Source organism: Cryobacterium sp. TMB3-10 (assembly GCF_004402305.1).
Classification (GTDB): domain Bacteria; phylum Actinomycetota; class Actinomycetes; order Actinomycetales; family Microbacteriaceae; genus Cryobacterium; species Cryobacterium zongtaii.
In genome coordinates, this window is the sequence record NZ_SOGH01000021.1 from 1 (window position 1) to 14,980 (window position 14,980).

10 protein-coding genes are annotated in these 14,980 nt (G+C 70.6%); 4 read left to right on the forward strand and 6 right to left on the reverse strand.

The window, feature by feature from the left end:
• Positions 1-157: 157 nt before the first annotated feature.
• Positions 158-1,714 (reverse strand): aminopeptidase P family protein, encoded by a 1,557-nt coding sequence (locus tag E3T22_RS11460; protein WP_088455633.1) that lies wholly within the window; start codon positions 1,712-1,714, stop codon positions 158-160.
• A gap of 42 nt (positions 1,715-1,756) precedes the next feature.
• The gene (locus E3T22_RS11465) at positions 1,757-2,815 is read right to left on the reverse strand and encodes an endonuclease/exonuclease/phosphatase family protein (protein ID WP_134480623.1); all 1,059 of its coding nucleotides are present in this window, start codon (positions 2,813-2,815) and stop codon (positions 1,757-1,759) included.
• 55 nt (positions 2,816-2,870) lie between these two features.
• Between E3T22_RS11465 and E3T22_RS11470 the strand changes: the two genes are divergently transcribed.
• Entirely contained in the window at positions 2,871-3,743 is an 873-nt protein-coding gene (locus tag E3T22_RS11470; RefSeq protein ID WP_088455635.1) for a PHP domain-containing protein, read from the forward strand.
• 179 nt (positions 3,744-3,922) lie between these two features.
• Here E3T22_RS11470 and E3T22_RS11475 read toward each other — a convergent pair whose 3' ends face one another.
• Positions 3,923-5,413: a DEAD/DEAH box helicase gene (locus E3T22_RS11475; protein ID WP_088455636.1), complete on the reverse strand. Its 1,491-nt coding sequence runs from the start codon at positions 5,411-5,413 to the stop codon at positions 3,923-3,925.
• Between the two features lie 183 nt (positions 5,414-5,596).
• On the opposite strand from E3T22_RS11475, the gene E3T22_RS11480 reads away from it, so the two are divergent.
• The gene (locus E3T22_RS11480; protein WP_240632414.1) at positions 5,597-6,298 is read left to right on the forward strand and encodes a ferritin-like fold-containing protein; all 702 of its coding nucleotides are present in this window, start codon (positions 5,597-5,599) and stop codon (positions 6,296-6,298) included.
• Between the two features lie 67 nt (positions 6,299-6,365).
• Here the strand turns inward: E3T22_RS11480 and E3T22_RS11485 are convergent, their stop codons facing one another.
• Positions 6,366-6,668 (reverse strand): hypothetical protein, encoded by a 303-nt coding sequence (locus E3T22_RS11485; RefSeq protein ID WP_088455637.1) that lies wholly within the window; start codon positions 6,666-6,668, stop codon positions 6,366-6,368.
• A gap of 7 nt (positions 6,669-6,675) precedes the next feature.
• On the reverse strand, positions 6,676-6,900 hold the full coding sequence (locus E3T22_RS11490; protein WP_088455638.1) for a DUF3107 domain-containing protein: 225 nt from the start codon (positions 6,898-6,900) through the stop codon (positions 6,676-6,678).
• Between the two features lie 39 nt (positions 6,901-6,939).
• On the opposite strand from E3T22_RS11490, the gene E3T22_RS11495 reads away from it, so the two are divergent.
• Both E3T22_RS11495 and E3T22_RS11500 read left to right on the forward strand, forming a co-directional pair.
• Complete coding sequence (locus tag E3T22_RS11495; protein ID WP_241983670.1) at positions 6,940-10,356, forward strand: ATP-dependent DNA helicase; 3,417 nt, start codon at positions 6,940-6,942, stop codon at positions 10,354-10,356.
• Positions 10,353-13,775 (forward strand): ATP-dependent DNA helicase, encoded by a 3,423-nt coding sequence (locus tag E3T22_RS11500; protein WP_134480624.1) that lies wholly within the window; start codon positions 10,353-10,355, stop codon positions 13,773-13,775. The genes E3T22_RS11495 and E3T22_RS11500 overlap by 4 nt, the downstream gene beginning before the upstream one ends.
• Here E3T22_RS11500 and E3T22_RS11505 read toward each other — a convergent pair.
• On the reverse strand, positions 13,664-14,902 hold the full coding sequence (locus tag E3T22_RS11505) for a phosphotransferase (protein WP_088455641.1): 1,239 nt from the start codon (positions 14,900-14,902) through the stop codon (positions 13,664-13,666). The genes E3T22_RS11500 and E3T22_RS11505 overlap by 112 nt on opposite strands.
• Positions 14,903-14,980 lie beyond the last annotated feature (78 nt).

Below are 14,980 nucleotides of genomic sequence, written 5' to 3' on the forward strand. Positions count from 1 at the left end.
AGCTCCTCCCAGAACCGACGACGAACCTCACGCGGAAACCCAACACGACCACCCATAACCAACACCTCAATCAATCAGGTGTTGCAACGACCCCCTGAACCCAAGGGGACCAATTGTCCGCTTCGGGAACAGTTAGCTCCCTGAAGGGGACGGGCGGCTAGGCCTGCAGCTCCGCCATCCAGGCTTCGACCGCGGCGGAGTCGCGGGGGATGCCGGCGGAGAGGTTCTCGGCGCCGGTCTCGGTGATCAGGATGTCGTCTTCGATGCGCACGCCGATGCCCCGGTACTCGGCGGGCACGGTGAGGTCGTCGGGCTGGAAGTACAGGCCGGGCTCGATCGTGAAGACCATGCCGGCCTCGATCACGCCGTCCATGTACATGTCGCGGCGGGCCTGCGCGCAGTCGTGCACGTCGAGGCCGAGGTGGTGGCTGGTGCCGTGCACCATGTAGCGGCGGTGCTGGCCGTTCTCCGGCCGCAGCGCCTCCTCGGCGGTGACGGGCAGCATGCCCCAGTCGGCGGTGTGCCGGGCGATCACGGCCATCGCGGCCGCGTGCACCTCCCGGAAGATCGCGCCGGGACGGGCCACGAGGAACGCGGCATCGGCGGCCTCGCGGACGGCGTCGTACACCCGGCGTTGCACATCGGTGAAGGAACCATCGATCGGCAGGGTGCGGGTGATGTCGGCGGTGTAGTAGCTGTCCACCTCGACACCGGCATCCAGCAGCATGACGTCTCCGGACAGAACCGGGCCGTCGTTGCGGGTCCAGTGCAGGATGCAGGCGTGCGGGCCGGAAGCCGCGATGGTGTCGTAGCCGACGGTGTTGCCGTCGGCCCTGGCGCGGGTGTTGAAGACACCCTCGACCAGACGCTCACCACGCTGGTGCGTGCTGGAGCGGGGCAGGTCGCGGATGACGTCCTCAAAACCACGGGCGGTGGCCGCCACGGCCAGGCGCATCTGGCCGATTTCGTAGGCGTCCTTCACGAGCCGTAGCTCGGACAGGTCGCGGGCGAGACCGGCATCCGCGTCGTGCTCGTGGTTGATCTCGATGCTGAACGGGGCGTCAGAGCCGTTGCCGGTGATCATCTTCTCGGCGGCGTTGCGCAGGCGTGCGTCGTCGACCTGGCCGGTGAGGAACGGGTCTGCCTCGCGCACGAGCAGGGTTTCGCTGTCGACGCGGCGGAGTACGTCGGCGAAACCGTCGATGCCGCGCACGGTGATGCCGAGGTCGCCGGCGACCTGGGCGATGGAGGGCCGCGGGCCGATCCAGAACTCGCCGATCTCGGAGTTGGCGTAGAACTCGTCGGAGTCGCGGCCGGCGCGCTCCCGGAAGTACACGGTGGTCTCATGGCCGGTGGCGGTCGGTTCGAACACGAGCACGGCGCCGGGCTCGGAGTCGCTGCCCCAACCGGTGAGATGCGCGAACGCGGAGTGGGCGCGGAACGGGTAGTCGGTGTCGTTGGCGCGCTGCTTGAGGCGCCCGGCGGGCACGATCAGGCGGTGTCCGCGGTACTGCTGGGAGATGCGCTCCCGCCGGGCGGCCGCGAAGGGGGCCTGTTCGCGGGCGGGCGGCACGGTTTCGGCGCGGTCGGCCCAGCCGCTGGAGATGTACTCCTTGAACCCCGCGGAGCCCGGCGTGGTCGAGCGGTTCTCGTTCGAGCGGGCGGCCGGAGCGGCCGGGGTGGGTGCGGGTGCGGTGTCGGTGGAGTCAGCCATTCCTCCATTGTCCCACTCGCCGGCTTGGAGCCCGCCGGTTGCCTATTCGGTGGCGGGGGACAGCGTGGCCACGACGGGACGGTGGTCGCTGCCGGCGGTGTCCTCGGTACCGATCACGCGCATCCGCTCGACCCGCCAGTCTGGCGTGGCCAGGACGTGGTCGATGGGGGCCCCGAGCAGGGCGGGCGCCCAGGCCGGCCAGGTGCCCACCCCGCCGGAACCGGTGGCTGCGGCGGCATCCCGGCAGTCGCCGAGAACGGCGCCGTCGGAGGTGGCCCGCCCGGCGAAGTGGTCGATCGTGGCGTTGAAGTCGCCGGCCATGATCACGCCGTCGCCGCCGGAGGACCCGCCGCTGCACTGCTCGGCCAACCAGTCCAGGTCGGATCTCCAGTTGGCCATTTCCCACCGGATCGGGGCGACGGCGTGCACGGCGATGATCGTCGGGCCGGCGCCGTCCACGGGCTCCGCGATGACGGTGGGAAGCACGTTGGTGTTGCCGGGCGGGCCGGAGCCCGCGGCCGAGGTGACCGTGTAGTCGCCGAGGTCCGGGCTGATCAGCAGGGTCGTCGACCGTGCCTTGGAGATGAGGTCGAAGGAGACGGTGTGCACCCACATCGGCCGGCCGGCGGCACGCATGGCCTCGGCGATGAGCACACCGGTTTCCTCGGTCGTCTCGGGGAGGGTGAGCACATCGGCCTCCTCGGCGAGGGCGAGGTCGGCGATGGCCGCGGCCCCCGGGGCGTCGCCGAGGGTGTTCCAGCTCAGCACCGTGACCGCCGCGTCGGCGGGCTCCGGCGCCACGGCCGCCGCCGCATCCGAGCCCAGACCGCGGTGCAGCAGGATGCCGGAATTGACGGCGCCGAAAATTACCAGGAGCACCATCAACAGAGCCGTGGTGGCGCGCAGCGGCCGCACAAGGAGCAGCAGAATCGCCAGCAGCGCCAGCAGGGCGATGGCCACCGCCACGGCGAGGCCGCGGAAGGACACGGCGTGCGCGATGACCCAGGAGTTCTGTAGCCCGGCGATCGCGGGCCAGGCCAGCACGGTGAGGAAGGCCAAGGTTGCGAGCACGACGATGGTGCGAATGAGCGTGGAGAGCATAGATGAGTCACTGTAGGCGACCAAGCTGTATTCCCGCGCCAACTAGCATGGGGGAATGGCAGTCGAACGGCGTTCCACGGGTCCGATCGACCTACATACCCACTCCAGCGTCTCCGACGGCACCGAGACGCCTTCGCAGCTCGTGCGCGCCGCCGCGGCCGCGGGCCTGGGCACCGTGGCGATCACCGACCACGACTCCACGGCGGGTTGGTCGGAGGCCTCGATCGCCGCCCGGACAGCGGGCATCACCCTGATCCCCGGGATGGAGTTCAGCACCCGCGTCGGCCACACCAGCATCCACCTGCTGGCCTACCTGTTCGACCCGTCCGATGCCGGGATCGTCGCCGAGACGGCGCACATCAGGAAGGCCCGGCTCACCCGTGCCGAGCAGATGGTGGCCCGCATCGGCGCCGACTACGAGCTGACCTGGGACGACGTTCTCGCCCAGACCACCACGGGCGGCACCGTGGGTCGTCCGCACATCGCCGACGCCCTGGTCGCCAACGGGCTCGCTCTCACCCGCAGTGAGGCGTTCGCCGGGATCCTGCACTGGGAGGCGGGCTACTTCCAGCCGCACTACGCCCCGGATCCGTTACGTGCGGTGGCCCTGGTGCGTGCGGCCGGGGGAGTGCCCGTGATCGCCCATCCGGCCACCCGCGGCGTCGCCGACGTGATGGCAGAGAGCCGGCTGGCGGCCCTGGTGGATGCCGGTCTGTTCGGTCTGGAGCTTCGGCACCGCGAGAACAAGCCGGAGGCCACCGCCCGGCTGACCATGCTCGCCGTGAAGTACGGCCTGGCCGTCACCGGCTCCAGCGACTACCACGGTGAGGGCAAGCCCAACCGGCTCGGCGAGAACACCACCACTCCCGAGGTGCTCGAGCGGCTCATCGCCGAGGGCCGCGGCTCGGAGCCGGTCTACCCCGACTGAGCTCGCCCGCCCGGCCCATCACGTCGGCGATCTGGTGACATGACAGTTCGTGCCCCGTCCGCGACGCCCAGGAGGCCTCAACTGGCAAGTCGGCACCGCATCCGTCACCGAGATGAAGCAAACGGCCCCTTGACGGGGTGTCAAGGGGCCGTTTGCGGCAAGTCGGTGTGCAGAGCCCGCTATGCGGTGGGCGCCTGCGGGGAGCGGCGGCGGGTGCGGCTGCGGCGACGTGGCGCACTGTTGCCGTCGTGGTGCTCTGAGCCGCCACCGTCGTGGGTGCCGGCCGCCGGGGTGGCGGCGGGGGCATCCGGGTTGGTGGTCGAGCTCACGCGCACGCGGGTGCGGGGAGCCTGGTCGGCGGAGCGACCCGAACCGGAGCGATCGGCGGAGCGACCGTCAGAGCGACCACCGGAACGGCTGTCGCTGCGGCCGCCACGACCGGAGTCGCGTCCGGCGGGAGCGCCGGCGACGGCCTCCTTGATCGGGGTCGCACGCAGGCGGCCCTTCGACCCGGCGGGGATCTTCAGGTCGGTGTAGAGGTGCGGCGACGAGGAGTAGGTTTCCTGCGGCTCCGGGGTGCCGAAGTCGAGGGCCTTGTTGATCAGGGTCCACTTGGGCATGTCGTCCCAGTCCACGAAGGTGACGGCGATGCCGGTCTTGCCGGCGCGGCCGGTGCGACCCACGCGGTGCAGGTAGGCCTTCTCGTCCTCGGGGATCGTGTGGTTGATCACGTGGGTGACGTCGTCGACGTCGATGCCGCGCGCGGCGACATCCGTGGCGATCAGGATGTCTTTCTTGCCGGCCTTGAACGACGCCATGGCGCGCTCGCGCTGCTCCTGGTTGAGGTCGCCGTGCACGGCGGTGGCGTTGAAGCCACGGTCACCGAGTTCTTCGACGAGCTTGGCGGCGGCACGCTTGGTGCGGGTGAAGATCACGGTCTTGCCGCGACCTTCTGCCATCAGGATGCGGCCGATGACCTCGTCCTTGTCCATGTTGTGCGCGCGGTACACGAGGTGCTCGATGTTGGCCTGCATGAGGCCCTCGTCGGGGTCGCTCGCACGGATGTGGATGGGCTTGGTCATGAACCGGCGGGCCAGCGCCACGATCGGGCCCGGCATGGTGGCCGAGAACAGCATCGTGTGGCGGGTGGACGGCGTCTGCGAGAACAGCTTCTCGATGTCGGCGAGGAAGCCGAGGTCGAGCATCTTGTCGGCCTCGTCGAGCACCATCTCGCGCACGTTGGCGAGGCTGAGCAGGCGCTGGCTGGCGAGGTCGAGCAGACGCCCGGGGGTGCCGACGACGATCTGCGCGCCGGCCTTGAGCTGCTCGATCTGGCCCTCGTAGGCCTTGCCGCCGTAGATGGAGACGATGGTGGTGCCACGGTTGCTCGCGGCGAGTTCGAGGTCTTCACTGACCTGGACGCACAGCTCGCGGGTGGGCACGACGACGAGCGCCTGCACACCGGGCTCGGGGTTGAGGCCGAGACGCTGGATCAGCGGCAGACCGAAGCCCAGGGTCTTGCCGGTACCGGTCTTGGCCTGGCCGATGATGTCCTGGCCGCTGAGGGCGAGGGGGATCGTCTGGGTCTGGATGGGGAACGGTTCGAGGATGCCCTTGGCGGCGAGAGCCTCGACCATGTCCTGGTCGATATTGAGTTCGGAAAAGGTCACGTTATGGTTGCCTGTCTAGCTCGAAGCGGGATGCGCCCGTCTTTGCCTCAGGCGCAAGTCCACCGATCCTGCGCCGGTGAATGACACCAGACTATAGTGCGGCCCTGGGCAACAGCCCGTGGGCGCACCGCACCAGGCACGTTATTCGCAACGAAGCCGGGGACGTGGACCTATGCTTGGCAAGTGATCTCCTGGTTAGGTGAACGCCCGAAACGGGCAGAGACGCCGCGGCTGTCGGCCCGGGGCGACCGGCGCGCCACCACGAAGGTGGACATCACCGAACTGGTGCCGGACCTGCTCACCTACCTCGGGCAGGCCGCCTATTTCGAACTGGGCATGTTCGAGAGCCTGTCGACGGCGGTCATCACGGCGCCCACCCTCGCCGCCAAGGAGGGCCTGAGCCTGGCCGCCGGGCGTGCGCTGTCGAAGCACCACGGACTCATCGAGGAGATCCGCCGTCGTGATGGTGAACCGGCCAGTGTGATGGGCCCGTTCGTTCCCGCACTGGATAACTTTCGCGCGATCACCGCGGGCGAGGACTGGCAGGAGCTGCTGCTCAGCTGCTACCTGACCGGTGGCCTGCTCGACGACTTCTTCATCAGGCTCTCCGACGCGTTGCCCGGCGATGTCGGCCCGCGCATCGCCCACTTGCTCGGCGAGCACGGCGGTGCCGACGTCCTGGTGCACGAGCTGGCCGCGGCCATCGCCGCGCAGCCGGCGCTCGAATCCCGCCTGGCACTGTGGGGTCGACGCCTGGTCGGCGACACCCTGCTCGTGGCACGATCGGCCATGGCGGTGACGCAGGACTCCCGCATCGAACCGGTCTTCACCGAGCTGATCGCCGCGCACACCCGCCGGATGGACGGCCTCGGCCTCACCGCGTGACATCCGCTCGCGGCCATGCGAAAAAGACCCTCATCGAGATCGATGAGGGTCTTTTCGTCAGCTGACGTTACGCCGGCAGCCCGGTCCTGCTGATCCTGTGCAGCATCGCCAGGTCCGCGGCCTCGCGGCGACGGCCCAGAACCACATCCACCACGACGGCGGCGATGGCAGCGACCACGAAGGACACCCACCAGATCCAGCCGCCGTCCCACGCCCAGCCGAGCCAGGTCAGCACGACCCAGACCAGCGACGCGACACCGGTACCCACCGCCGGCACCAACACGGAACCGTGCGTGAGGCGACGGGGCAGGGCGTACCGAGCCGCCAGCCCGAGCAGCGCGCCGCCGAGGGCGACGAACAGGAGCTCCATCGCAGGTTTAGGCTACGAAGCCGACGCGGCGGGAGGACTCAGAGCCCAGCTCGACGTAGGCGAGGCCGATGGTGGGGACGATGTATACGTGCCCCTTCTTGTCACTGAGCTTGAGGTACCCGGTCTGCCCCGCGAGGGCGGCCGCGACGGTCTCCTCGATCTCGTTGGCGGGCTGGGCCGTCTCGAAGCTGATCTCCCGGGGGGAGTTGAAAATGCCAATGCGAATGTCCACGGATGCGCCTTTCGGTTGCCTACCCGCTCAGATTACGACATGCCCCATGCTCGGCCCGCCACGTTCACTGTCGGCGCAACCCGTTACCGTTGGACCGTGATGAACCCGGTGTCCGAACTGCTCGACGATCCCGCCGTCTCCGACGCTGCTGAGACACCGGCGTGGTCGGCCGAACCGGGTGTGCCCGGCCGTACCCTCGGCCTGGATGCCTCCCAGGAGGCCGTCCTGCGCCTGGGCCTGGACAGGTCGGCCGCCGTGATAGGCGCCCCGGGCTCTGGCAAGACCCACACCCTCGTCGAGTTCGTCGCCGACCGGGTGCTGACCCACGGAATCTCGCCCAGCGAAGTGCTGGTGCTGGTGCCCACCCGCACCGGCGCCACGGTGCTTCGCGACAGGCTGGCCCTGCGCCTCAGGGTGCCCACCAACGGCCCGCTGGCTCGCACCATGAACTCCGTGGCCTTCCAGATCGTGCGGGATGCCGAGGTGGCGGCCGGCCGCACCAGCCCGACCCTGCTCACCGGCGGCGAGCAGGACCAGATCATCGCCGAGATCCTGGCCGGCGACATCGCCTCCGGCACCGGACCGGCCTGGCCGAGCCCGCTCGACGCCGAGGTGCGCAGTCTGCGCGGCTTCCGCACCGAACTGCGCGACCTGATGATGCGCGCCGTGGAGTACGGCGTCACCCCGGCACGGCTGGCCACCCTCGCCGCCGCGAACGACCGCCCGGAGTGGGCCGCCGCGGCCGCCTTCATCGACGACTACCAGGACATCAAGGACCAGAGCCGGCCCGGCCAGTTCGACTCCACCGAGCTCGTGCAGTTCGCCGCGGCGATCGTGCAGGATGCCCCGCGCCTGCCCGCCAGGCCGGCGGGCACCGCCGGACCCACGACCCTGGCCGCCGTGACGCCGAACAACCCGCTCGGCCCGCTCGGTGCGCTCAAACTCATCGTGCTCGACGACGCCCAGGAGGCCACCGAGTCCACCCTGGCGCTGCTGGCCCAGTTCGCCGCCCGTGGCGTCACGATCGTGGCGTTCGGCGACCCCGACCTGAGCACAGGGTCGTTCCGCGGCGCCCACCCGGATGCCCTCGGCCGGCTCGGCCACTACCTGCGGCTGCCCGACGTGGCCACCCTCACCCTCGACACCGTGTACCGGCACGGCACCGAGCTGCGCGCGGTCATCCGCGAGTTCACCGGGCGGATCGGCGCCGCCGCCGCCGGCACCCAACGCGCGGCCGGCAGCGCCGAGCTCGCACCGACCACTCCGGAAACCGCCGCCGCGCCGACCGCCGTGCAGACCGTCGTCACCGCCAGCCCCGCCGACCAGCTCGCCGTGATCGCCCGGCGCCTGCGCGAACGCCACGTGCTCGACGGCCTGCCCTGGGGGCGGATGGCCGTGATCGTGCGCACCGGCGCGCTCGTGCCGGCGCTGTCCAAGGGGCTGGCCGCGCTCGAGGTGCCCACCCAGGTGGCCGCCGCGCAGACCGCCCTCCGCGACGAACCGGCCGTGCGCGCCTTCGTCCTCGCCCTCGACATCACCCTGGGCCGCCGCCCGCTCGACGCCGACGCGGCGGTGGACCTGCTCCGCGGCCCGCTCGGCGGCCTCGACCCGATCACCCTGCGACGGCTGCGCGCGGCGCTGCGCCAACAGGAACTCAGCCACGAGGAACTCACCGCCGACGGCGCCCGCAGCGCGGACGACCTGCTCGTGGAGGTCTTCCACAGCCCGGCCCTGCTCGAGCGCATCGACAACCGCACCGCCCGGCGCGCCGCATCCTGCGCCAAGAACCTCCGGCAGACCCGCACCGCCTACGCCGCCGGCGCCACCATCGAGGAACTGCTCTGGGGCCTCTGGCAGCGCAGCGGCCTCGCCCCGGCCTGGGCCGAGCAGTCCACCGGCACCGGCATCGACGCCGACGAGGCCAACCACAACCTCGACGCCGTCGTGGCCCTGTTCTCCGCCGCGCAGCGCTTCGTCGAACGCACCCCGGCGGCCCCGCCCGTGCTCTTCGTCGAACACCTCGTCGACACCGATGTGCCCGAAGACACCCTCGCCCCCCGCGCCCTGGCCGAGTCCGTGCTCGTGTCCACCCCCAGCGGCACCATCGGCCGCGACTTCGACCTGGTCGTGCTCGCCGGAGTGCAGGAGAACGTCTGGCCCGACCTGCGCATCCGCGGTTCGCTGCTCGGAGCCGGCGACCTGGCCCTGCTGGCAGCCGGGGAGACCCCCGACCCGGCCGGCGCCCGCACGAGTGTGCTGCACGACGAGCTGCGGATGTTCGCCCAGGCCGCCTCCCGCAGCACCACCGAGCTGCTGGTGACCGCCGTCGACAACGACGAGAACCAGCCCTCCGCGTTCCTGCGCCTGCTGCCGCAGCCCGACCCCGCCCCGCTGGCCCGGTACCCGCTGTCGCTGCGCGGGTTGGTCGGGCGCCTCCGCCGGGACCTCACCCAGACCCTGCGACCCCGGCTGCAGCCCGCCGACGGGACCGAAGCCGACCCCGTCGCCGCGCTGCCCGCCGTGTTGCCGGCCAGGGCCACGGATGCCGCCGCCACCCTCGCCCGCCTGGCCGGCGAGAAGGTGCCCGGCGCGTCACCCGACGACTGGTACGGCCTCCGCCCGGCCAGCACGGTCCGGCCGCTCAACGATCCCGAGGCCGGCGACGGACCCGTGCGCGTGTCGCCGTCGCGGATGAGCGCGTTCGAAACCTGCCCGCTGCACTGGCTGATCGGCCAGATCGGCGGCGGCGACTCCAGCACCGCGGCCAACCTCGGCACCATCATCCACAAGGTGATGGAAGACGCCACCGACCCGGCCCGCACGCCGGACCCGGCCGGGATCACCGCCGACGCGCTCTGGGCCGGCGTCGAGGCCCGCTGGGACGAACTCGTCTTCGACGCCGACTGGCAGTCCAGGGTGCAGAAGACCCAGGCCCGCGAACTCACCGACAGGCTCGCCGCGTACCTCGGCGACGGTGCCCGCGACGGCACCCGACTGCTCAGTGCCGAGGGCCGGTTCGCCCTGGAGCTGGACGGCGCCGTGCTCTCCGGCACCATCGACAGGGTGGAGAGGCTGCCGGACGGCCGCGCCGTGATCGTGGACCTGAAGACCGGCAAGGGCGACCCGACCAGCGACACCGGGGTGGCCGAGCACCCGCAGCTCGGCGCCTACCAGTTGGCCTTCTCGGCCGGTGTCATCGACGGCCTCGAACCCGGCATGGAGCTGGCCGGCGCGCGCCTGGTGATCGTGTCCTCCGGCACCCAGAAGCAGAACTACCGCAATCCCACCCAGCCGGCCTTCAGTCCGGACGAACTGGCGGCCTTCACCACCAGGGTCACCGACGACGCCGCAGGCATGGGCGGCGCCACCTTCGTGGCCGAGATCGCCGACCACTGCCTCAACCCCCGCTCCTACGGCTCGTGCCGGATCCACGTCATCAAGCAGGTCAGCTCATGAGTACCCCGTCTTCTCAGAACAGGGCGGTCTCCGCCCTCGACATCGCCGCGGCGCTGAAGATGTTCCCGCCCACAGGCGAGCAGCAGGCCGTGATCGAGGCGCCCCTCACGCCCACCCTGGTGGTGGCCGGTGCCGGCAGTGGCAAGACCGAGACCATGGCCAACCGGGTGCTCTGGCTGCTGGCCAACGGGCATGCCAGGCCGGACCAGATCCTCGGGCTCACCTTCACCCGCAAGGCCGCCGGCGAGCTCGCTGAACGCATCAACGATCGCATCCGCCAGCTCAGCGAGGCCGGGCTGATGCCCACGAGCGCCGATGCGGATACCGCACCGCCGGCACCCGGCTCCATGCATAGCCTCGACTCCGCCGACCTGTTCAACGCCCCCGCGGTCTCCACCTACAACTCGTTCGCCAGCCGGCTGTTCACCGACAACGCGCTGCTGCTCGGCCGCGAACCCGAATCGGTGCTGCTCAGCGAAACCAGCGCCTGGCTGCTCGCCCGCCGGGTGGTCGTGGCCAACGGCGACGGCCGGCTCGTGCAGTACGGCAAGGGCGTCGACGCCGTCACCGACGCTGTGCTCTCGCTCAGCCGCGCCCTGGCCGAGAACCCGCCCCCGTTCGTGCCCGGCGAGGAGCCGGTGCCGCACGACCTCGCGCGCCTGGCGAACAGCTTCGGCTACCTCGCCGACCTGCCCTTCGGCAACCCGCGTAAGAAGAAGGCCTACGACTCGGTGCTGGAGGCCATCAGTGCCGTCGCTCCGTTGCCGGTGCTGGCCGAGCTGGCGGCTGCCTACGGGGCCGAGAAACGCCGCCAGGGCCTGATCGAATTCTCCGATCAGGTGGCCCTGGCCCTGCAGGTCTGCCGCAAGGTGCCGGCCGTGGTGGCCCGCTACCGCGAGCAGTACCGCATCGTGTTGCTCGACGAGTACCAGGACACCTCGGTGCTGCAGACCGAGCTGTTGCGCACCCTGTTCGCCCACCACCCGGTGATGGCCGTCGGCGACCCGCACCAGTCCATCTACGGTTGGCGGGGCGCGAGCTCCGCGAACCTGCTCGGCTTCTCCACCGACTTCGCTGCTCTGGCCAACACCGAGGCGCCGTCGATGTCGCTCTCGTTCACCTGGCGCAACCCGGTCACCGTGCTCGAGACCGCCAACGCCCTGGTCGCGCCCCTGAGCGCGCAGCTGCGCGCCCGGCCCAACGGCATTCAGGTGGAGACCCTCAAGGTGCCGCCGGGCAAGGCCGCCGGCCGAGTAGACGCGGCAATGTACGAGAGCATCGCCGACGAGGCCGCCGCGATCGCCCGCTGGTTCGCCGCCAGGCTCGGCACGGCGCCGGCCGGCGTGGATGCTGAGCCCGAGTCCGGCGCGATGCTGTTCCGCGCCCGCCGCGACATGGAGTTCTACGCCGAGGTGCTGCGCGAACACGGTGTGCCCGCGCACGTGCTCGGCCTCGGCGGCCTGCTGTCGACCCCGGAAGTGGCCGACGTACTCGCCGTGCTACGCGTGGTGCACGACCCGTCCGCCGGCAGCGACCTGATCCGGCTGCTCACCGGCGGCCGCTGGCGGATCGGCGTGCGCGACCTGCAGGCCCTCTCCGGTGTGGCGGGCTGGCTGGCCACGCACGACTGGGCGCAGAAGGCCGTGACCGACGAACTCAAGGCCAAGCTGCGCGCCTCCGTGGCCACCGAGGAGAGCCGGTCGCTCGTGGACGCGCTGGATTTTGTGGCCTCCGCACCCGAATCGCACGGCCAACTGGCCGCCTTCAGCGACGACGGCCGGCAGCGCCTGCGCCAGGCCGGCCGGCAGCTGGCCTGGCTCCGCAGCCGTTCGGGCCTGGGCCTGCTCGACTTCGTGCGTTTGATCGAACAGGAAACCCTGCTCGACCTGGAACTGGTCGCCAACGAGAGCCACGGCCGGGCCCTGGCCAACCTGTATGCCTTCCACGATGCCGTTTCGGCGTTCCTGGACAGCGACGAGCAGGGCACCCTGGCCAGCTTCCTGCGCTGGCTGGCCCGCGCCGAACGCCAGGACGACCTCGGCCCGCGCGGCGAGGCCGCCGAACCGGGCACGGTGCAGCTCCTCACCATCCACGGCTCCAAGGGACTGGAGTGGGACTATGTGGCCATCCCCGGCCTCACCGAGAAGAACCTGCCCGCCCCGTCCCGCGAGGTCTCCGGCTGGTTGCGCTTCGGTGAACTGCCCTACCCCTGCCGGGGCGACCGGGCGGAGCTGCCGGAACTCAAACGCCTCGGCCATGAGACCCAGATGTCGTTCGACATCGATTTCGAGCAGTACAAAGAGCAGCTCGCCGACCGGCACGACGCCGAGGAACGCCGGCTGATCTACGTGGCCACCACCCGCGCCCAGCAGCAGTTGCTGCTCACCGGGGCGTTCTGGGGCGGCGGCACGACCGTGCGGAAGGCCAGCCGGTACCTGCTCGAACTGGCCGAGGCGGGTCTCATCGACGCCCTGCCGGAGGGCAGCGAGTTCGACGAGAAGCCGCAGACGGACCAAGACGCCACCGAGGTGTGGCCGTTCGACCCGCTCGGCACCCGCCGCCCCGTGGTCGAGGCCGCCGCTGCCCTGGTGCGCGCGCACGATGACACGGGCACGGATGCCGAAGACGACGGCGCCCGCATCGAAACGCCCTGGTCTAGGGAGGTGACCCTGCTGCTGGCCGAACGCGCCCAACGCCTGGCCGGACCCGGCGTCCTCGGCGTGCCCACCCGCATCCCGGCCTCCCGGTTCAAGGACTACGTCGACGACCCCGCCGCGGTGCTCGCCAGGCTGCGCCGGCCGATGCCGGAGCGCCCATACCGGGCCACCCGCCTGGGCACCCTGTTCCATTCCTGGGTCGAACAGCGCTCCACCGGGGCGTCGGCCGGCGACCTCATCGACGTCGGGCCGGACGAACTCGACGTGGACCCCGACACCGACATCGACATCGACACCGGTGACGGGATGCCGCTCGAGCTGGAACAGCTGGACCGGTTCAAGGCCACCTTCGAGAGGTCACCCTGGGCGACGCTGGCACCCGAGGAGGTGGAGATCGAGATCCACCACGTGCTGGGTGATCAGGTCTTCATCTGCAAACTCGACGCCGTCTACAAGACCCCCACCGGCTATCAGGTGGTGGACTGGAAGACCGGCAAGGCGCCCAAGGACGCCGCCGACCTCGAACTCAAGCAGACCCAGCTGGCCCTGTACCGGCTCGCTTACGCCCGCTGGAAGGGCATCGACCCGGCCAGCGTCGACGCTGTCTTCTACTTCGTCGCGGACGACCGCATCGTCGCACCCGAGCGGCTCTACTCGGAGGAGGACCTTCTGGCGGCGTGGTCGTCGGTGGCCGGGTCGTCCGCGCGGCCGTCTGCCGTGCCGTCGACCGTGGGGATCGGACCCGTCGAGTCGTCGCCGTAACCGGTATCGAACCCGGCACCGTCGAAACCGGTGCCGTCGAAGCTGGTGACCCTGCTGAACGAGCCGGTGTCGGCGAACTCGCTGGTGCCGTACTCGGAGTTGTCGTCGCTGTTGCGACCGGCGGACCCGGTGGCCTGGGTGCGCGGGGTGTCCTTGAGCATCGACTCGACGTCGGAGACGCTGAGGATGGGCCCGGTATCGGGGGAGAGCGAGTTCATGGTGTGGCTGTGCACGTTGTCGACCAGACCGTCCAGCATCGACACCGCGTCGTCGACGATGGCCTCGTCGTGGGTGTCGACGCCGTGCAGCAGCCAGCGGGCCAGTTCCAGCTCGGCGTAGAGCATCGCCCGCTGGGTGATCAGCGGGTCGTTGCCCTGCCGCGCTGCGGTGTAGGTGGCCACGGCAGTCTCGGCGGCGTCACCGCGCGCGGCGAGCAACCAGTTCAGGTCGCGGGCCGGGTCGCCGACACAGAGTCCAGACCAGCCGAGCACCCCACACACGGCGTCGTCGCTGATCAGGAAGGACTCCGCGGTGAGTGACCCGTGGATCACCGTCGGCGCGAACTGCCAGAGAGCGTTGTCGTCGGTGGCGAGTTCCCAGCGCCGCAGCAGCGCTGCGGGCAGCTTGCCGGTGTTCGCGGCCCGGTCGATCAGGTCGATGGTGGCGGTGCGGCAATCCTGGGCGCTCTGCTGCACGAGGCCGGCGTCGCCGATGAATGCCGACGGCAGCCCGTGGATGGCGGCGATCGCGCGGCCGATCGACCCGGACACTCCCTCATGCCCGGTGAGCGCATCCGCATCGTACGAGGCGCCGGGCAGACGCTCGTAGACCACAGCCCTGGTGCCTTCGAACGGCGCCTGGCCCACGAACACCGGCACGTCGAACGGCAGCCTGCTGCGGTTGCCCGTCGTCAGAGCGCGCAACGCCACGAGGTCGGCTGACTGCTCGGTTTCGGCCGCCTGCGACGTGGGAACCCTGATGATCAGTTCCTTCTCATCGCGGGTGATCAGCAAGGCAGAGTCGAACAACCCGCCGCCGCCGAGACTGTGGTTTCGGGCGTGGGCGACGTCGAGCTCCGGCACTGCATTGGTGGCCAACGCGGCTAGAGTGAGGTGGGATCTGGCCATGCCTACTAGGTTAGGTCGAGTTCCTCCCGGTGAGGCCATTCGCCACGCCTGCAGACAACTTCGGCACGTGTTGCCCGA